We start from the raw sequence: 17,589 nt of genomic DNA on the forward strand, positions 1-17,589 counted from the left end.
CCGACGCCGCACCTCGGGAAGGGGCGCGCGGTCAGCGGCGCGGGAGACCCGCAGACGCGAGCAGATGCTCCACCTCACGAGGATCGTGGCGTCGCGCCTGCTGTTCGCGCAGCATGTCGAAGGCTATCTCCCGGCGCGCGGCACGCGCGGCTACACGGCGCTCGACGTGCTGGGAGAGTCCGCGGGCGACACTCTGCAGGACGCGCTCGAAGGGGGTCGGTGTGGCGAGTCGAAGCGTTGCGGTGGTCATGATCACTCCTCTGGCATCGTCTGGCGGCTGTTCGCCGTCGGAAGGTCGAATATCTCGGCGCGCAGAGTCACGCGTCGCGTTCCGGGCAGCGTCTCCTGCCCGCGGTACCGTTCGATGGCGGCGTCGATCACCGCGGTGAGCTCCTCCTTGACGGCGCCCATCTGGTCAGGGGTGAGGTCGAGCATCGTCGTCATGACGAGCCCGGCATCTTCCCAGCCCTCCGGCACGTCGGCGCTCGATCGGTTCAGGTAGTCCATGAGCGTCCGGTGACGCAGCCGGAAGAACTCGGACGTGACGATCTGCGCGGCGGCCCGGTTCGACGGGGACATCTGCTCGTCAGGACCGGGAAGATTGATGCGCCCCTTCGGACGCTCCCACCAGCGTTCGCGCGCCGTGCCACGACCGGCGACCTCGCGGATGAGGTCGTGTGACGCGAGCGCGCGAAGGTGGTAGCTGGTGGCGCCGGACGTCTCCCCGATCAGCGCGGCCAGAGTGCTGGCCGTCTGCGGCCCCCGCTCACTGAGGAGATCGTAGATCCGCACCCGCAGCGGGTGCGCCAGCGCCTTCAGCGCTCCGGAGTCGAGAGTGCGACCTTCTTCGTTCGTCGTCATATATGCAAAGATACCCTTGCAAAGAGATCTTTGCAAGGGTTTCTTTGCATATTGTCCGAATCAGTTCACAGATGCCCGAGCGGCGACGAACGCGGCCACGCAGCGCTCGATCTGCTCGGCCGTGTGCGCCGCTGACAGCTGCACACGGATCCGGGCGAGCCCTCTAGGGACGACGGGGTAGCTGAAGGCGGTGACGTAGACACCCTGCGCCTGCATCTCCGTCGCGATGCGCGCGGTCAACGCGGCATCTCCGAACATGACCGGAACGATCGGGTGCTCCCCCGGCAGGAGTTCGAAGCCCTCGGCGCCCATGCGCTCGCGGAACAGCGCGGCGTTCTCGCGCAGTCGTGCTCGCAGGTCGGCCGATGCCTCGACGAGATCGAGCGCGGTCAGCGTGCCGGCGACGATCGCCGGGGCGAGAGTGTTCGAGAAGAGATAGGGCCGCGAGCGCTGGCGCAGCAGTGCGACGATGTCGGAGTGCGAGGCGACGTAGCCTCCGGACGCCCCGCCGAGCGCCTTGCCGAACGTGCCGGTGTAGATGTCGATGCGATCGGCGACGCCGCAGAGTTCCGGAGTGCCACGGCCGTTCTCGCCCACGAAGCCGACAGCGTGCGAGTCGTCGACGAAGACGAGCGCGTCGTACCGCTCGGCGAGATCGCAGATCTCCGCGAGAGGTGCGATGTACCCGTCCATCGAGAACACGCCGTCGGTGACGACCACGCGGAATCGCGCATCGGATGAGGCCTTCAGCTGCTCTTCGAGGTCGGCCATGTCGCGGTTGCGGTAGCGGAGGCGACGAGCTTTGGACAGCCGGACGCCGTCGATGATCGAGGCGTGGTTCAACTCGTCGGAGATGATCGCATCCTCCGGGCCGAAGAGCGTCTCGAACACTCCCCCGTTGGCGTCGAAGCACGATGAGAACAGGATCGCATCATCCGTGCCGAGGAAGCCGGAAAGCCGACGCTCGAGCTCGAGATGCTGCTCCTGAGTGCCGCAGATGAATCGCACACTGGCGAGTCCATAGCCCCACTCGTCGAGCGCCCCCTTGGCTGCGGAGAGGATCCGGGGGTCGTCGGCGAGACCGAGGTAGTTGTTCGCGCAGAAGTTCAGCACCTCCGCGCCGTCCGCGATGATCTCGGCGCTCTGCGGTCCGCGGATGCCGCGCTCGTGCTTCGTGAGACCTGCTTCCTCGATGCTTGCGAGTTCCGCCGTCACGTGCTTCTGAAATGTTCCGTACATCACAAACTCCGTCTTCTTCTACAACCGCGTCCAGTCGAGGATGATCTTCCCTGTTCCCGCCGACTCCGCCGCGGCGAAGCCCTTCTCCCAGTCCTTCGCCGGGATGACCTCGGCGATGACCCGCCCGATCGACTCGCGCAGCGTCGCGCTCGTCTGCAGCATCGCGCCCATCGCATTCCACGTCTCGAACATCTCGCGACCGTAGATGCCCTTGATGGTGAGCATGTGCGTCACGAGCTTGCCCCAGTCGACGCCGAATCCTGTGTTCGGCAGCCCCAGCATCGCGATCCGTCCGCCATGGTTCATGTTGTCGATCATGGCCGGAAGGGCGGTCGCCGCACCGCTCATCTCGAACCCGATGTCGAAACCCTCACGCATGCCGAGGGCGTGCTGGGCGTCTCGGATGTCGCGCATGGAGACGTCGACGACCTCGTCCGCCCCCATCCGCTTCGCCATCTCGAGCCGTGGTGCGCTGACATCCGTGGCCACGATGAAACGGGCCCCCGCATGACGGGCCACGGCGATCGCCATCAGCCCGATCGGGCCGCAGCCGGTGACGAGGACGTCTTCGCCGATGAGCGGGAAGGTGAGAGCGGTGTGCACGGCATTGCCGAGCGGATCGAAGATCGCCCCGAGCTCGGGCGCGACGTCCGCGTGATGCACCCAGACGTTCGTCGCCGGCAGCGAGAGGTACTCGGCGAAGGCGCCGTCGCGCTGCAGGCCGAGACCGATCGTGCGAATGCACATCTGACGACGACCGGCGCGGCAGTTGCGGCAGGTGCCGCAGACGATATGCCCCTCGCCCGAGACCCGGTCGCCCACCGCGATGTCATGCACGAGCGGGCCCACCTCCACGACCTCGCCGTAGAACTCGTGCCCCGGAATCAGCGGAGCGGAGATGGCAGACGCCGCCCACTCGTCCCATCGGCGTATGTGCAGATCAGTCCCGCAGATTCCGGTGCGCAGGACGCGGATGACGACCTCGTCGGCCCCCGCGACCGGATCCGGACGCTCGGTGAGTTCGAGTCCGGGTGCCCGTTCGGCTTTGAACAATGCCCTCATGCTCCGATTCCAGTGCATCCGATGATGTAGATCAATCGGGACTTTCTGCATCATTCATATAGTCGTTACTAAACTCTTCTCATGGAGATCCACCAGCTGCAGATTCTGCGCGAGCTCGGCGCGCTGGGCAGCGCCGCTGCTGTCGCAGACGCACTGAATGTCACCCCGTCGGCAGTGTCACAGCATCTGGCCGCACTTCAGCGGGGCTTTCGCACTCCACTCACGCGCAAGGACGGCCGACGACTCGCGTTGACCGCCGCCGGCGAAGTGCTCGCCGCTGCGGGAACTGAGGCGATCGACGCGATGGCGGCAGCGCGGAGCGCTCTCGACGCGTTCGAGACCCTGCCGAGCGGTGTCGTGACCGTGAGCGGATTCCACAGCGCCGGGCAGGCGCTGTTCGGCTCCCTCATCAGGGAGCTGTCGGAGACCGGATCGACACTCACCGTGAAGCTCACCGACGAGGACGTCGCGCAAAGCGACTTCCCCGCGCTGACAGCCCGCTACGACCTCGTTCTTGCGCATCGCATGGAGCACTCCGATCCTTGGCCGAGCACCGGCATCCGCAGTCTCACACTCGTCCGCGAGCCACTCGACGTCGCCGTCGCCGCTTCCCACGCGCTCGCCTCGCGCGACTGGGTCGAGCCCGTCGATGTCATCGATCAGCCCTGGGTGACCAGCCGTGTCGGCTATTCCCCCGACGACGTCCTGCGCGCCGTCTCTGCTCTCACAGGGCGCGCCGTCGACGTGCGCCACCGCATCAACGACTACGGGGCGGTCTCAGCCGTCGTCGCGGCCGGCGAGGTGCTCGGGATGCTGCCGCGCTACACCTCGCGCAGCGTCGACGACCGTGACATCGTCCGTCTTCCTCTTCGGGGCGTGAGCACCCATCGCCTCATCGACGTGCTCGCACGCCCGGAGAATCTGCGCCGACGCTCGGTGCGGATCGTCGTCGAGGCGCTGGAGCGGGTGATGACTAGGCTCAAGGAATGACCGACGCATCGAACCCGCTGCTGCAGCCATCCGCTCTCCCCTACGGTCTCCCGGACTACGCGAACATCAGGCCCGAGCACTACCTGCCTGCGTTCGAGGCGGCATTCGCCGAGCACCTGAGCGAGATCTCGCGCATCACGATGGTGCGGTCGATGCCGACGTTCGAGAACACGATAGAGGCGCTCGAGCGCTCAGGAGAGCTGCTCGACCGAGTCGCGCACGCCTTCTACACCGTGAGCTCGGCGGACGCGACACCCGAGATCCAGGCGGTCGACGAGGAGCTCGCCCCGCTGATGGCAGCGCACGACGACGCGATCACGCTCGATGCCGCGCTGTACTGGCGCGTGCGGCAGGTGCACGAGCAGCTCGGCTCGCTCGATCTCGACGCCGAGCAGCGCTACCTGGTCGAGCGCCGGTTCCGTGAGATGACGCATGCGGGCGCCGCACTCGACGATGAGGCCAAGGCCCGGCTCACGCAGCTGAATCAGCAGCTGTCGACGCTCAGCACGACGTTCGAACGCAACCTGTTGAACGACACGAACGAGCTGGCCGTCGTCTTCGACGATGCCGCCGATCTCGACGGTCTCAGCAGCGGCGAGTTGTCCGCGGCCGCCCGTGCGGCGAGCGACCGCGGTCTCGACGGCAGGCATCTGATCTCGCTGCCGCTGTTCACAGGACACCCCTATCTCGCGCAGCTGCGCGACCGCGAATCTCGGCGCCGCATCATGGCGGCATCCCTCGCCAGGGCCTCGCGCGACAACGACAACGACAACCGCCCGGTCCTTGCCGAGATCGCACGGCTGCGCGCCGAGCGCGCAGCGCTGCTCGGCTACGACTCGCACGCCGCCTACGTGACGGCCGACGAGACCGCAGGTACTCCGGAGGCGGTCGAGCGGATGCTGCGAGAGCTCGCGGCACCCTCTGCCCGCAACGCGCGTTCCGAACGGGAAGCCCTGCAGGCGATCGTCGATGAGACCGAACCTGTTGCGTTCCCCGTGGAGGCGCACGACTGGTCTTTCTACACCGAGAAAGTCCGCACGGCGCGATACGACATCGACACGGCGGCGCTGCGGCCGTGGTTCGAGGCCGAGCGCGTGCTGCAGGACGGAGTGTTCTTCGCCGCGACCCGGCTGTACGGTGTGACGTTCACCGAGCGAGCGGATATTCCCTCCTACCATCCCGGCGCCCGAGTCTTCGAGGTGTTCGACGCCGACGGCAGCGCCCTCGGCCTCTACGTCCTCGACCTCTACACGCGCGACGCCAAAAGAGGCGGCGCGTGGATGAACCCGATCGTGAGCCAGTCGCGGTTGCGCGGCACGGCTCCTGTCGTCGTGAACAACCTCAACGTCGCCCAGCCGGGTGAAGGAGAGCCGACACTCCTCACGCTCGACGAGGTCACGACTCTCTTCCACGAGTTCGGCCACGCGCTGCACGGATTGTTCGCGACCGTCACCTATCCGCACTTCGCCGGCACCAACGTCTTCCGCGACTTCGTCGAGTTCCCCAGCCAGGTGAACGAGATGTGGATCCTCTGGCCCGAAGTGCTCGACAACTACGCCCGTCATCACGAGACCGGCGAACCCTTGGACCCCGCGGTCGTCGAGCGTCTCCGGGCGACGGAGGCCTTCGACCAAGGGCACGCGACCGGCGAGTACCTGGCTGCGGCCTGGCTCGACCAGGCCTGGCATCGGATCGGGACGGATGCCGGGGTCGACGACGTCGCGGCCTTCGAAGCGGCGGCTCTCGCCGACATCGGCCTCGACGATCCCGTGGTGCCGACCCGTTACTCGTCCGCGTACTTCGCGCACGTGTTCTCGGGCGGCTACAGCGCGGGCTACTACTCGTACATCTGGAGCGAGGTGCTCGACGCCGACACGGTCGAGTGGTGCCGCGAGAACGGCGGCCTCACGCGCGAGAACGGCGACCGATTCCGCTCCCGTCTGCTCGGCGTCGGCGGCGCGAAGGATCCCCTCGAGGCGTACCGCGACTTCCGCGGCCGCAATGCTGAAATCGCTCCCCTGCTGAAGCGCCGGGGACTGGAAGGATGACTATGCCCCTGACCTGACGGTCAGGGCGGCGGCAAGTCGCAGACCTCGACGACGGAGCCGAGTTCTCCCGATTCCAACCGGGACGTGCCCATCAGCGCCCCAGCCACTCCATCGCCTTGTACCAGGTGAGCTGGTGGTAGCTCTGCTCGAGGTGCTCGTCGAGACCGTCAGGCGAGAGCACATGGACGGCGATCGACTCGTTCGGGTCGAGCTGCTGTTCGCCGACACGTCGGCAGCCGAGTGCGAGGAAGTGGTGCACGCGGTTGGTGTGGTTTCCGAAGTTCGCCCAGGTGGCGCCGAGGTCGATGATCTCACCAGCTGCGTACCCTGTCTCCTCCCGCAGCTCGCGTACTGCGGCATCCGCAGGGCGCTCGCCGGGCTCCACCCCACCGCCGACGGTGCCCACCGCGACGACTCCCGCGCCATGCCGGTACTCCTCCACGACCACGGCATCGCCCGACTCGTCGAGAGCGAGCAACGAGATCCAATCGCCGTACTCGAGCACGTAGTACGGCGCGATCGAGCGCGCACTCGCGTCGCGGCAGTCATCTGCACGCAGACGGATCCAGCGGTCCGCGACCACGAGCTCGCTGCAGACGACGTGCCAGCGCTCCGGGGAGGCGCTCATCCGCTCAGACGCTCACGCGCTCTTGCGCTTGCGCTCCATCACGATCGTGGGCGCGGCGCCCTCGTCGACGGCAGCGCGGGTGATGATCACCTTTGCCACATCGTCGGTCGAGGGGATCTCGAACATGATCGGGCCGAGCACGTCTTCGAGGATCGCGCGGAGACCGCGGGCTCCCGTCTTGCGCTCGACCGCCAGATCCGCGATCGACCGCAGAGCGTCCTCCTCGAACTCGAGCTGCACGCCGTCGATCTCGAACATGCGCTGATACTGCTTGACCAGCGCGTTGCGCGGACCCGTCAGGATGTCGATCAGCGCGTTCTGGTCGAGCGGGGACACCGAAGTCACCACGGGGAGACGACCGATGAACTCGGGGATGAGGCCGAACTTGTGCAGGTCTTCGGGGAGCACCTCGCTGAACAGATCGAGGTCCTTGCCCTTGTCGTGCAGCGGTGCGCCGAAGCCGATGCCGTGCTTGCCGACGCGCGCCGAGACGATGTCCTCGAGGCCTGCGAAGGCACCGGCCACGATGAACAGGACGTTCGAGGTGTCGATCTGCAGGAACTCCTGATGCGGGTGCTTGCGCCCGCCCTGCGGCGGGACCGAGGCGACCGTGCCCTCGATGATCTTGAGCAGGGCCTGCTGCACGCCCTCGCCAGAGACGTCACGCGTGATGGAGGGATTCTCGGCCTTGCGAGCGATCTTGTCGACCTCGTCGATGTAGATGATTCCCTGCTCGGCGCGCTTGACGTCGTAGTCGGCGGCCTGGATGAGCTTGAGGAGGATGTTCTCGACGTCTTCACCCACGTACCCCGCCTCGGTGAGAGCGGTGGCGTCGGCGACAGCGAACGGCACGTTCAGCCGCTTCGCGAGCGTCTGGGCCAGGTACGTCTTGCCGCAGCCGGTCGGACCGATGAGCAGGATGTTGCTCTTCGCGATCTCGACGCTCTCGGCCTTCTGCTCGGCCGGCTGCAGAGTGCCGTGGGCGCGGATGCGCTTGTAGTGGTTGTAGACGGCGACGGCGAGAGCTTTCTTCGCCGGCTCCTGCCCGACCACGTACTCCTCGAGGAACGAGAAGATCTCACGCGGCTTGGGCAGCTCGAAGTCGGCCGTGCCGGTCGCGGCGGACTCCGCCATCCGCTCCTCGATGATCTCGTTGCACAGTTCGACGCATTCGTCGCAGATGTACACACCGGGGCCAGCGATGAGCTGCTGCACCTGCTTCTGGCTCTTTCCGCAGAACGAGCACTTGAACAGGTCGGCGCTTTCACCGATACGGGCCATGCGCGTCCTCCTCAGGATGCCGAGATCGTCATCCGAGCCTAACCGCTGTATCGGACACCGGGACGCATTGGCGCGGACACGATTGGGATCTCAAAGGTGGAGACATCCGCGGCGTCCAGCTACGATCGGCTGGTCCGACGAACCACGGACGCCGTGGAACGAAGGATCTTTGCATGACAATTATCGAGGGCAGGCTCAACCTCGACCATGGGGTAATAGTCACGACCGATTGTCTCGGGAAGACGTTCACATCGAAGATCGCCGACGTGGAGGTGAACGTAGAGCTTCCTCGAGCTCAGACAATCGCACGACCACTCGAGGAGGACGGCCCGCCGGGCGACCTCTATGTGATTGAGCCTGTGTGGGCGTCGTCTCCTTGGAATTGGAGATCCCTGCTCGGGGACGCACCTGAGGAACCGAACGAGTGGGGTGCGCCTCTCCTAACCGATTGGACTTCAGGGGAAGATTTGCCGTCAGGCGCAGTCAGTGTTCGAAGCGCGCGACTGTGGTTCAGCGGCGTAGGCGAATTCTCACGAGACTCTGAACTCGGTACCCGCGTCATGGACGCGAAGGACGCCTGGCTGTCGCGCGTGAGCAACTGGGTCGAGTGTCTCACGCTTCAGCACATCAGTAGCCGCGACGACACCAAGCTGAGACAACGGCGAACTCTCGACAAAATCCTATGGACGGACACAGGGGGCTCCTCAGAGCTGCTCGACATAGGCCATGCAGGGTGGTCCCGGTACGGCCCAATTGACGCGATGACTGCGGACGGTTTTTCCAACGTTCTCCAGCTCGCGGCAGTAGACACGGTCCCGGACCTTGCATGGCAGCTGCTCCGGGATTCCTTTCATGCCCATGGCTACGCAGAGGATCGTCGTGCGGTCATCGATGCCGCAGCCGCGTTGGAGGTCGGCTACTCGCGATGGCTTGAAGATCGACTTGACGGAGTCGACGCGCAGGTCGCCGAGCTAATTCTGGGTTCCAGGGCAACGCTCGGCCTCAAGCTCGAACAAGCGAAAGTGTTGGGCTGGGTGGCACCAGCCGGTACTGGAGACTTGGTGTCGCTCCGCAACCGAGCCGTCCATGGCGGCTACTCTCCGACCCAGATGACAGCCGCTCGCGTACTCGCCGCCGCCCGCGAAGCTCTAGGTCTGTTCGACCCTGCGCACAGCGACCTGATCGCCAGGTCAACAAGATCCTTCCCTATACCCGAACCCTACTCACCGACGTCCCCCGCCTCCGCATAGGAATGGCTCCCAGAAGCCGAGCCCGCGCCACCGTCTAGCCGTGCTGAGTTACTTGCTCGATATCCGGCGCCCCACCTGAACGCCGGCGCCCCACCAGAACGCCGTCAGCCCAATGGGGCACGGACGAGCAGGTGGGGCGTCGCGGGAGATCGGTCGCGTCAGACCATGCTCTTGGTGTGCCAGACGGTCTTGACCTCGGTGAAGGCGCCGATACGCTCGGGCGACGCCACGACGACGCCCGGAGCGATGACGCGCTTGAGCGTCTCAGCCGCCGCGATCTGCATGTCCACCCAGTCGAGGTCGCCTGCGCCGGCGAGATCGAGCGCGTTGACGTCCTGATGCGAGGCGAGCCACGGTGCGATCTCCGCGGGCGAGCCGGTGAGGACGTTGACGACTCCTCCGGGCACGTCGCTGGTCGCGAGCACCTCGGCGAGGCTGATCGCAGAGAGCGGATGCCGTTCGCTGGCGATCACGACCACGGTGTTGCCGGCGACCAGCGCCGGCGCCACGACCGAGACCAGGCCGAGCAGCGCGGAGTCCTGCGGTGCGACGATCGCCACGACGCCGGTGGGCTCCGGCACGGAGATGTTGAAGTACGGCCCTGCCACCGGGTTCGCGTTGCCCGCGACCTGGGCGTACTTGTCGCACCATCCGGCATACCAGACCCAGAGGTCGATCGCCTCGTCGACCTGAGCTCCGGCCGCGGCGACGGAAACGCCTTCCTGCGCCACGATCTCGTCGATGAACTGCGCCCGGCGCCCTTCGAGCACCTCGGCCACTCGGTAGAGCACCTGCCCCCGGTTGTACGCGGTCGCCCCCGACCAGCCCTTCACCGCGGCACGAGCGGCGACGACGGCATCCCTGGCATCCTTGCGCGACGCCTTGGCCGCGTTCGCCAGGAACGCGCCCTTGGCCGAGACGACCTCATAGGTGCGACCCGACTCGCTGCGAGGAAAGGCTCCGCCGATCGCGAGCTTGTAGGTCTTGGGCACGGTGAGTCGCTTGCTCATGATGCTGCTCCCTGGAGATAGGCGGTGAGACCCTGTCGTCCGCCCTCGCGGCCGAACCCGGACTCCTTGTAACCACCGAACGGGCTCGACGGATCGAAACGGTTGAACGTGTTCGCCCAGATCACGCCCGCGCGCAGGCGGTCGGCGACGGCGAGGATGCGCGATCCCTTGTCCGACCAGATTCCTGCGGACAGGCCGTACGGAGTGTTGTTCGCCTTGGCGATCGCCTCAGCCGGCGTGCGGAAGGTGAGGACCGAGAGCACCGGACCGAACACCTCGTCGCGGGCGATGCGGTGCGAGGCTTCGACACCGGTGAAGATCGTCGGCGCGAACCAGAAGCCCTTCTCGGGGATCTCACACTCGGCGGTCCAGCGCTCCGCGCCCTCGGCCTCGCCGATGTCGCTGAGCTCGCGGATGCGCGCCAGCTGCGCCGCAGAGTTGATCGCCCCGATGTCGGTGTTCTTGTCGAGCGGGTCGCCGAGGCGCAGAGTCGACAGGCGGCTCTTCAGCCGGTCGACGACTTCGTCATGGATCGATTCCTGCACGAGCAGGCGGCTGCCGGCGCAGCACACGTGACCCTGGTTGAAGAAGATCCCGTTGACGATGCCCTCGATCGCCTGCTCCATCGGAGCGTCGTCGAACACGATGTTCGCCGCCTTGCCGCCCAGCTCGAGCGTGAGCTTCTTGCCGGTTCCGGCAACGGCACGCGCGATGTCGCGGCCGACCCCCGTCGAGCCGGTGAAGGCCACCTTGTCGACATCAGGGTGGCGGACGAGCGCCGCGCCGGTCGGTCCCGCACCGGTGATGATGTTCACGACGCCCGCGGGCAGGTCGGCCTGCTGCAGGATCTCGGCGAAGATCAGCGCCGTCAGCGGCGTGGTCTCGGCGGGCTTGAGGACGACGGTGTTGCCGGCGGCCAGGGCCGGGGCGAGCTTCCACGCGAGCATGAGCAGCGGGAAGTTCCACGGGATCACCTGACCCGCCACACCGAGCGCGCGCGGGTTCGCTCCGAGACCGGCGTAGTCGAGCTTGTCGGCCCAACCGGCGTAATAGAAGAACCAGGAGGCGACGAGCGGCACATCGACGTCGCGGCTCTCCTTGATCGGCTTGCCGTTGTCGAGGCTCTCGGCGACGGCGAGTTCGCGGGCGCGCTCTTGCACGAGGCGAGCGATGCGGAACAGGTACTTGCCCCGATCGCGACCGCTCATCTTCGACCAGGTCTTGTCGTAGGCGCGACGGGCGGCGGCGACCGCACGGTCGACGTCTTCGTCGGAGGCCGAGGCGATCTCGGCGATGCGCGTCTCGTCAGACGGGGAGATGGTCGAGAAGCTCGCACCGCTGCCGTCCACGAATTCGCCATCGATGAAGAGGCCGTAGCTGTCGCGCAGGTTCAGGACCGCCTTCGACTCCGGCGCGGGTGCGTATTCCAGGAATGACATATCTCGTCCTCAGTCGATCGTGACGTAGTCGGGGCCGGAGTAGTGGCCGGTGGCGAGCTTCTGACGCTGCAGGAGCACATCGTTGAGCAGGCTGGACGCCCCGAAACGGAACAGGTGCGGCTGCAGCCACTCCTCGCCGACGGTCTCGGCGACGGTGACGAGGTACTTCACGGCGTCCTTCGATGAGCGGATGCCGCGCCTGCCGGCTTGACACCGATCTTCTCGCCCGTGCCGTGGTGCCAGTCGCGCACCGTCTCGAGCATGAGCAGGGTCGTGGGCAGCGTCGCCGCCGGCTGCACCTTGCCCGTGGACGTCTTGATGAAGTCGCCGCCCGCGAGGATGCCGAGCCATGAGGCCCGCTTGATGTTGTCGTAGGTGTTCAGCTCGCCGGTCTCGAGGATCACCTTGAGCGAGGCGTAACTGCCGTCTTCGCGACGGCACGCTTCCTTCACGGCGGCGATCTGGTCGAACACCAGGCCGTAACGACCCGAGAGGAACGCGCCGCGGTCGATCACCATGTCGATCTCATCGGCTCCTGCCGCGACCGCCTCCGCCGTGTCGGCGAGCTTGATCGCCAGCGACGATCGTCCGCTCGGAAACGCGGTGGCCACGGCGGCGACCGAGATCAGTCCGTCATCAGGATCGCCGTGCACGGCGCCCAGCGCATCGACGGCGTATCCGACCATGTCGCCGTACACGCAGACGGCAGCGACGCGCGGAGTCGTCGGGTCGGCAGCATCCGGCGTCTTCGCCTTGGCGACCAGCGAGCGCACCTTGCCCGGTGTGTCCGCCCCCTCGAGGGTCGTCAGGTCGATGAGCTTGATGATCGTGTCGAGCGCCCACGCCTTCGAGGTGGTCTTGATCGATCGGGTGCCGAGACCGGCAGCGCGCTGCTCGAGTCCCACCGCGTCCACACCGGGGAGTCCGTGCAGGAAGCGGCGAAGCGTCGCATCGTCGGGCTCACCGCCCAGCACGTCGACCGCGCTGCGGCGGCTGAGTTCTTTGGTCGTCACTGTTCCTCCAACAATGCTCTGGCTGTGTTCTCGTCTGTCACGATGACGCTGCACAGGCCGCTCGTGACGACTGTGCGCGCAATGTCATGTTTCGCTTCGCCCGTGGCGACGAAGACCGCTCGCGCTGCGGCGCGCAGTCTCGCCAAGTCGACCCCGACGGTGCGGGCATCGAGCTGCGGATCGACGATGTTGCCGTCGGCGTCGATGTACCTGCCGAGGACATCGCCGACGGCGCCGCGGCGCGCCAGCTCTTCCACGTCGGATGCCGTCAGATAGCCGTTCTCGACGTGGGCAGAGCTCGCGTCGCACGGCCCAGCGGTGAAAAGGAATGCCTGCGCTTCGGCCGCCTCTTCGAGGACCGCCGCAACGGTGCGATCCGCCTCGATCGCCTGCTTGGTCTCCACCCGTTCGAGAATCGCCGGGCTCGGCAGCAGCGACACGTGTCCCGATGCGCGCTGCGCGATCGTGACCGCGAGGCCGGCTGCTCCGCCGGAGCGGCGGTTGAGGCTCACTCCCCCGTTGAGCTGCACCACCGTCACTCCGGTCGCCCAGCCGTCGGGCAGTGCTTCGGCGACGGCGCGCAGCGTGCGCCCCCAGCTCACACCGAGCGTGCGGGGCACAGGGCGCATCGCGGTCAGATAGTCGGCTGCGGCCTGCGCGACCCGCTCGAGTGTGCCCTCATCTCCCTCGGGCGAGGGCACGACGATGGCGGCCGCGAGATCGTGTCTTTCGACCAGTTGCCGCTCGAGACCGAGGCGACGGGCTCGCGGATGCACGATCTCGATGCGGACGATGCCGCGTTCGCGCGCCTGCGTGAGCAGCCGACCGACCTTCCATCGGGAGATCTTGAGGAGGGCGCCGATCTCGTCCTGGGTCTTGTCCTCGTCGTAATACAGCTCGGCGACGCGAACCATGACAAGCTCTTCTTCCACAGCAACCTCCTTCCTCGACCAGGATAGGCGCTTCACCGCGTCCGCGCACTCTCTTGCTCACATGAGCAGACGGCGCTCGGCTGGGTGCGCAAAAGGACGCCGGTCGACTGACCGGCGTCCTTTCAGGGTGGAACTCAGACGCGCTTGCGCGAGCTGAGCACCTGGTCGACGATCCCGTACTCCAGCGCCTCGGGCGCGGAGAGGATCTTGTCGCGGTCGATGTCGCGGTTGACCTGCTCAGCAGTCTTGCCCGGTGTGCTTGGCCATGGTCTCTTCGAGCCAGGTGCGCATGCGGAGGATCTCCGCCGCCTGGATCTCGATGTCGGACGCCTGCCCGTGCCCAGCCTCGCCCATCGCCGGCTGGTGCATCAGCACGCGGGCGTTGGGCAGCGCGAGACGCTTACCAGGCGCGCCGGCCGCCAGCAGCACGGATGCCGCCGATGCGGCCTGTCCGAGCACCACGGTCTGGATCTGCGGCGCCACGTACTGCATGGTGTCGTAGATCGCGGTCATCGCGGTGAACGATCCACCGGGCGAATTGATGTACATCGTGATGTCGCGCTCTGAGTCCTGGCTCTCGAGGACGAGGAGCTGAGCCATCACGTCGTCGGCCGACGCGTCGTCGACCTGCACGCCGAGGAAGATCACTCGATCTTCGAACAGCTTGTTGTACGGGTCCTGGCGCTTGAAGCCGTAGGCGGTGCGCTCCTCGAACTGCGGGAGCACGTAGCGGCTGGACGGGAGGTTGCCGGCAGCGCGGAAGGTGGGTGTGTACATGTGATTCCTTCTCTTTCCGCTTACTTCGAGTCCTGCTCGGTGCCGCCGCCGCCGATGACGTCGGAGGCCGATTCGCGGATGTGGTCGACGAAGCCGTACTCGAGCGCTTCCTGGGCCGTGAACCAGCGATCGCGGTCGCCGTCGGCGTTGATCTGCTCGACCGACTTGCCGGTCTGGGCCGCCGTGATCTCAGCGAGACGGTTCTTCATCGAGGTGATGAGCTGCGCCTGCGTCTGGATGTCGCTCGAAGTGCCACCGAAGCCGCCGTGCGGCTGGTGCAGCAGCACTCGGGCGTTCGGAGTGATGTAACGCTTGCCCTTGGTGCCGGCGGTCAACAGCAGCTGACCCATCGACGCCGCCATGCCGATGCCGACCGTGACGATGTCGTTCGGAACGAACTGCATCGTGTCGTAGATCGCCATACCCGCGGTGATGGAGCCACCGGGCGAGTTGACGTAGAGGAAGATGTCCTTCTCCGAGTCCTCTGCCGCGAGAAGAAGGATCTTCGCGCAGATCTCGTTGGCGTTCTCGTCGCGCACCTCCGAGCCCAGCCAGATGATGCGGTCCTTCAGCAGACGATCGAAGACGCTCGTCGCGAGGAGGGGTTCTGCAGCCATGTCAGCTCCTGATTCCGTGTTTCAGTGATTCGAATCTACCGGCGACAACGCGGGGTTCAGGTCGTGTTCGCCGTCGGCATATCAGGCGTCGGCGTCGGCGATGTCGTGAGCGTACGCCGTCATCGACCGGTGGTACCGGGGAAGGTGCGGAACCAGCGCGAGAAGTGCGACCGAGAGTCCACGCGCGGGTTGTCCCGCGCTGGCCAGGACGAGAGCGTGGACGGCGGCGACGGCGTCACGGTACGGACCGTCGGCCGAGATCTCCTCCTCCGCCCTGATCACGGCCAGCGCCTGATCGAACTCACCGAGATTGCGCAGCGAGCTGGCCAGTTGGACGACCGCCTGCGGCCGGTGCTCAGCATCGAGACCGAGCTCGAGAGCTCGGCGATACAGCTCCACGGCCTCTGCGGGGCGACCCGCGGAGTCTCGGGCGCCCGCGCGCTCGAACTCCGCCCGCGCATCATCCGCTCCGCGTTCAGCGGCGAGTGCGTCGATGCGCGCGATGATCTCGTCGCCGACCTCCTCCCCCGTCGCATCCGCCCAGACCTCGTCGATCCGCTCGTCCCAGTTCATCTGTCGTCCTCCTGTACGAGAAAGGGGCGGATGCCGCAGCATCCGCCCCCTTCATCCGATCTGTCGATCACTCAGCCGAGTCGGCTGCCTTCTTGGCCGGAGCCTTCTTGGCCGGAGCCTTCTTCGCGGCGGGCTTCGCGGCGGTCTCGGCATCGGCCTTCTCGGCCGCCGCCTTCTTCGCGGGAGCCTTCTTCGCCGGAGCCTTCTTCGCGGGCTTCTCCTCGGCGGGAGCCTCAGCCGCCTCGGCGTCAGCCTCAGCCTCGTCGTCGGTCACGATGAAGTCGCTCAGGTCCACGGCCTTGCCGTTCGTGTCGACGACCTTGACCTTGCCCAGGGCGATCGCGAGCGCCTTGTTGCGGGCGACCTCGCCGACCAGCGCGGGGAGCTGGTTCGAGGACTGCAGCGCCTCGACGAACTCCTGCGGAGCCATGCCGTACTGCGAGGCCGACTGGATGAGGTACTGCGAGAGCTCGTCCTGCGAGACCTGCACGTCGGCCTGCTCGGCGATCGTGTCGAGCAGGACCTGCGTGCGGAACTGCTTCTCGCTCGCCTCGGTCACCTCGGCGCGGTGCGCGTCGTCCTCGAGACGGCCTTCGCCCTCGAGGTGGTTGTGCACCTCGTCCTCGATGAGCTGCGGCGGCACCGGGATGTCGATCTTCTCGAGCAGCGTCTCGACGAGCTTGTCGCGAGCCGCTGAACCCTGCGTGAAGACGCTCTGCTGAGCAACGCGCTCGGAGAGGCTCTCACGGAGTTCGGCGATCGTGTCGAACTCGCTGGCGATCTGCGCGAAGTCGTCGTCGGCCTCGGGAAGCTCGCGCTCCTTGACGGCCTTGACGGTCACGGAGACCTCGGCCTCGGAGCCGGCGTGGTCGCCGCCGACGAGCGACGAGCGGAACGTGGTGTCCTCACCCGCGGTCAGCGACTCGATCGCGTCGTCGATGCCCTCGAGGAGCTCGCCCGAGCCGACCTCGTAGGAGACGCCCTCGGCACGGTCGATCTCGGCGCCGTCGATCGTGGCGACGAGGTCGAGTTCGACGAAGTCGCCCTTCGCTGCGGGACGGTCGACCGGCACGAGAGTGCCGAAGCGGGCGCGGAGACGCTCGAGCTCCTCATCGATGGCCGCCTCATCGGTCTCGACGGCGTCGACGGTCACCGTGATGCCGTCGTACGAGGGGAGTTCGATGTCGGGGCGCACGTCGACCTCGACGTCGACGAGCAGGTCGCCGGAGAAGTCCTTCTCGTTCGGCCACTGGGTGATCTCCGCCGACGGCCGGCCGACGACGCGCACCTTGTGCTCGACGGTGGCCTCGCGGAAGAACTTGTCGAGGCCCTCGTTGACGGCGTGCTCGATGACCGCGCCACGTCCGATGCGCTGGTCGATGATCGGGGCCGGAACCTTGCCCTTGCGGAAGCCGGGGATCTGCACGTCCTGAGCGATGTGCTCGTAGGCGTGGGCGATGCTGGGCTTGAGGTCTTCGGGGGTGACCGTGATGCTGAGCTTGACCCGGGTCGGGGTCAGCTTCTCGACGGTGCTGTTCGCCATGCTGGTGTGTTCTCCTTGTGATTTCCGCGCTGAATCGCGGCTGTCAGGCCTGTGAAGCCGTGTCGGGGCGACAGGAGTTGAACCTGCGACCTCCCGCTCCCAAAGCGGGCGCTCTACCAAACTGAGCTACGCCCCGGGGAATCCGCATGCAGATTCAGCCTCGAAGAGTCTAACGGACGCGAGCACTCTTCACTGTCCGCTATAGTCGTTTGAGTCCGGTTCGCCGGTTCGGGGGTGTAGCTCAATGGTAGAGTCTCAGTCTTCCAAACTGATTGCGCGGGTTCGATTCCCGTCACCCCCTCACTCGGATCAGGTCCTCGCTTCGC

The 17,589-nt window shown here is 66.6% G+C and carries 15 protein-coding genes, 2 tRNA genes and 2 pseudogenes; 4 read left to right on the forward strand and 15 right to left on the reverse strand.

Annotation, left to right across the window (positions count from 1 at the left end; all coding sequences use genetic code 11):
• Positions 1-31: 31 nt before the first annotated feature.
• The 4 genes from QFZ53_RS14570 to tdh are packed head-to-tail and all read right to left on the reverse strand — an operon-like array spanning position 32 to position 3,162.
• Positions 32-250, reverse strand: a complete 219-nt coding sequence (locus QFZ53_RS14570) for a hypothetical protein (protein ID WP_292908355.1) — start codon at positions 248-250, stop codon at positions 32-34.
• Between the two features lie 2 nt (positions 251-252).
• Entirely contained in the window at positions 253-861 is a 609-nt protein-coding gene (locus QFZ53_RS14575; RefSeq protein WP_307297664.1) for an ArsR/SmtB family transcription factor, read from the reverse strand.
• Positions 862-921: 60 nt separating this feature from the next.
• The gene (locus tag QFZ53_RS14580) at positions 922-2,100 is read right to left on the reverse strand and encodes a glycine C-acetyltransferase (RefSeq protein WP_307297665.1); all 1,179 of its coding nucleotides are present in this window, start codon (positions 2,098-2,100) and stop codon (positions 922-924) included.
• Positions 2,101-2,118: 18 nt separating this feature from the next.
• Entirely contained in the window at positions 2,119-3,162 is a 1,044-nt protein-coding gene (tdh, locus tag QFZ53_RS14585) for an L-threonine 3-dehydrogenase (RefSeq protein WP_292908349.1), read from the reverse strand.
• A gap of 81 nt (positions 3,163-3,243) precedes the next feature.
• Here tdh and QFZ53_RS14590 point away from each other — a divergent pair, with 81 nt between their 5' ends.
• Together QFZ53_RS14590 and QFZ53_RS14595 are read left to right on the forward strand one after the other, a co-directional pair.
• Positions 3,244-4,152, forward strand: coding sequence for a LysR family transcriptional regulator (locus QFZ53_RS14590; protein ID WP_307297669.1), 909 nt, complete (start codon positions 3,244-3,246; stop codon positions 4,150-4,152).
• On the forward strand, positions 4,149-6,200 hold the full coding sequence (locus QFZ53_RS14595) for a M3 family metallopeptidase (RefSeq protein WP_307297671.1): 2,052 nt from the start codon (positions 4,149-4,151) through the stop codon (positions 6,198-6,200). Before QFZ53_RS14590 ends, QFZ53_RS14595 begins: the two co-directional genes overlap by 4 nt.
• 91 nt (positions 6,201-6,291) lie before the next feature.
• Here the strand turns inward: QFZ53_RS14595 and QFZ53_RS14600 are convergent, their stop codons facing one another.
• Both QFZ53_RS14600 and clpX read right to left on the reverse strand, forming a co-directional pair.
• On the reverse strand, positions 6,292-6,828 hold the full coding sequence (locus QFZ53_RS14600) for an NUDIX hydrolase (protein WP_307297673.1): 537 nt from the start codon (positions 6,826-6,828) through the stop codon (positions 6,292-6,294).
• A 12-nt stretch (positions 6,829-6,840) separates the two neighbouring features.
• The gene (clpX, locus tag QFZ53_RS14605; RefSeq protein ID WP_307297675.1) at positions 6,841-8,109 is read right to left on the reverse strand and encodes an ATP-dependent Clp protease ATP-binding subunit ClpX; all 1,269 of its coding nucleotides are present in this window, start codon (positions 8,107-8,109) and stop codon (positions 6,841-6,843) included.
• 173 nt (positions 8,110-8,282) lie between these two features.
• Here clpX and QFZ53_RS14610 point away from each other — a divergent pair, with 173 nt between their 5' ends.
• A complete protein-coding gene (locus tag QFZ53_RS14610) occupies positions 8,283-9,359 on the forward strand; it encodes a hypothetical protein (protein WP_307297678.1) in 1,077 nt (358 codons plus the stop codon).
• Between the two features lie 158 nt (positions 9,360-9,517).
• Here the strand turns inward: QFZ53_RS14610 and QFZ53_RS14615 are convergent, their stop codons facing one another.
• The 9 genes and pseudogenes from QFZ53_RS14615 to QFZ53_RS14655 all read right to left on the reverse strand — a co-directional run bounded on the left by QFZ53_RS14615 (position 9,518) and on the right by QFZ53_RS14655 (position 17,399).
• Positions 9,518-10,369, reverse strand: a complete 852-nt coding sequence (locus QFZ53_RS14615) for an aldehyde dehydrogenase family protein (protein WP_307297681.1) — start codon at positions 10,367-10,369, stop codon at positions 9,518-9,520.
• Positions 10,366-11,808: an aldehyde dehydrogenase family protein gene (locus QFZ53_RS14620; RefSeq protein WP_307297683.1), complete on the reverse strand. Its 1,443-nt coding sequence runs from the start codon at positions 11,806-11,808 to the stop codon at positions 10,366-10,368. Before QFZ53_RS14620 ends, QFZ53_RS14615 begins: the two co-directional genes overlap by 4 nt.
• A 9-nt stretch (positions 11,809-11,817) precedes the next feature.
• Positions 11,818-12,782, reverse strand: a pseudogene (gene deoC, locus QFZ53_RS14625) (deoxyribose-phosphate aldolase).
• A gap of 35 nt (positions 12,783-12,817) precedes the next feature.
• Entirely contained in the window at positions 12,818-13,753 is a 936-nt protein-coding gene (locus QFZ53_RS14630; protein WP_292908325.1) for a sugar-binding transcriptional regulator, read from the reverse strand.
• Between the two features lie 134 nt (positions 13,754-13,887).
• Positions 13,888-14,530: pseudogene (locus QFZ53_RS14635) on the reverse strand (ATP-dependent Clp protease proteolytic subunit).
• A gap of 20 nt (positions 14,531-14,550) precedes the next feature.
• A complete protein-coding gene (locus tag QFZ53_RS14640) occupies positions 14,551-15,147 on the reverse strand; it encodes an ATP-dependent Clp protease proteolytic subunit (RefSeq protein WP_105674431.1) in 597 nt (198 codons plus the stop codon).
• Between the two features lie 81 nt (positions 15,148-15,228).
• The gene (locus tag QFZ53_RS14645; RefSeq protein ID WP_307297687.1) at positions 15,229-15,720 is read right to left on the reverse strand and encodes a tetratricopeptide repeat protein; all 492 of its coding nucleotides are present in this window, start codon (positions 15,718-15,720) and stop codon (positions 15,229-15,231) included.
• Between the two features lie 67 nt (positions 15,721-15,787).
• Positions 15,788-17,263, reverse strand: coding sequence for a trigger factor (tig, locus tag QFZ53_RS14650; protein WP_307297688.1), 1,476 nt, complete (start codon positions 17,261-17,263; stop codon positions 15,788-15,790).
• Between the two features lie 62 nt (positions 17,264-17,325).
• A tRNA-Pro gene (locus QFZ53_RS14655) sits at positions 17,326-17,399 on the reverse strand.
• A 94-nt stretch (positions 17,400-17,493) separates the two neighbouring features.
• On the opposite strand from QFZ53_RS14655, the gene QFZ53_RS14660 reads away from it, so the two are divergent.
• Positions 17,494-17,564 (forward strand) — tRNA-Gly (locus tag QFZ53_RS14660).
• Positions 17,565-17,589 lie beyond the last annotated feature (25 nt).

It is taken from the genome of Microbacterium natoriense (assembly GCF_030816295.1).
GTDB classification, from domain to species: domain Bacteria; phylum Actinomycetota; class Actinomycetes; order Actinomycetales; family Microbacteriaceae; genus Microbacterium; species Microbacterium natoriense_A.

Excerpts from the sequence above, each read along its gene's own strand:
- QFZ53_RS14595 (WP_307297671.1), top strand. The coding sequence starts at position 4,149 with ATGACCGACGCATCGAACCCGCTGCTGCAGCCATCCGCTCTCCCCTAC.
- QFZ53_RS14645 (WP_307297687.1), bottom strand. The coding sequence starts at position 15,720 with ATGAACTGGGACGAGCGGATCGACGAGGTCTGGGCGGATGCGACGGGG.
- clpX (WP_307297675.1), bottom strand. The coding sequence starts at position 8,109 with ATGGCCCGTATCGGTGAAAGCGCCGACCTGTTCAAGTGCTCGTTCTGC.
- QFZ53_RS14610 (WP_307297678.1), top strand. The coding sequence starts at position 8,283 with ATGACAATTATCGAGGGCAGGCTCAACCTCGACCATGGGGTAATAGTC.
- tig (WP_307297688.1), bottom strand. The coding sequence starts at position 17,263 with ATGGCGAACAGCACCGTCGAGAAGCTGACCCCGACCCGGGTCAAGCTC.
- QFZ53_RS14615 (WP_307297681.1), bottom strand. The coding sequence starts at position 10,369 with ATGAGCAAGCGACTCACCGTGCCCAAGACCTACAAGCTCGCGATCGGC.
- QFZ53_RS14620 (WP_307297683.1), bottom strand. The coding sequence starts at position 11,808 with ATGTCATTCCTGGAATACGCACCCGCGCCGGAGTCGAAGGCGGTCCTG.
- QFZ53_RS14600 (WP_307297673.1), bottom strand. The coding sequence starts at position 6,828 with ATGAGCGCCTCCCCGGAGCGCTGGCACGTCGTCTGCAGCGAGCTCGTG.
- QFZ53_RS14640 (WP_105674431.1), bottom strand. The coding sequence starts at position 15,147 with ATGGCTGCAGAACCCCTCCTCGCGACGAGCGTCTTCGATCGTCTGCTG.
- QFZ53_RS14590 (WP_307297669.1), top strand. The coding sequence starts at position 3,244 with ATGGAGATCCACCAGCTGCAGATTCTGCGCGAGCTCGGCGCGCTGGGC.
- QFZ53_RS14580 (WP_307297665.1), bottom strand. The coding sequence starts at position 2,100 with ATGTACGGAACATTTCAGAAGCACGTGACGGCGGAACTCGCAAGCATC.
- QFZ53_RS14575 (WP_307297664.1), bottom strand. The coding sequence starts at position 861 with ATGACGACGAACGAAGAAGGTCGCACTCTCGACTCCGGAGCGCTGAAG.
- tdh (WP_292908349.1), bottom strand. The coding sequence starts at position 3,162 with ATGAGGGCATTGTTCAAAGCCGAACGGGCACCCGGACTCGAACTCACC.
- QFZ53_RS14570 (WP_292908355.1), bottom strand. The coding sequence starts at position 250 with ATGACCACCGCAACGCTTCGACTCGCCACACCGACCCCCTTCGAGCGC.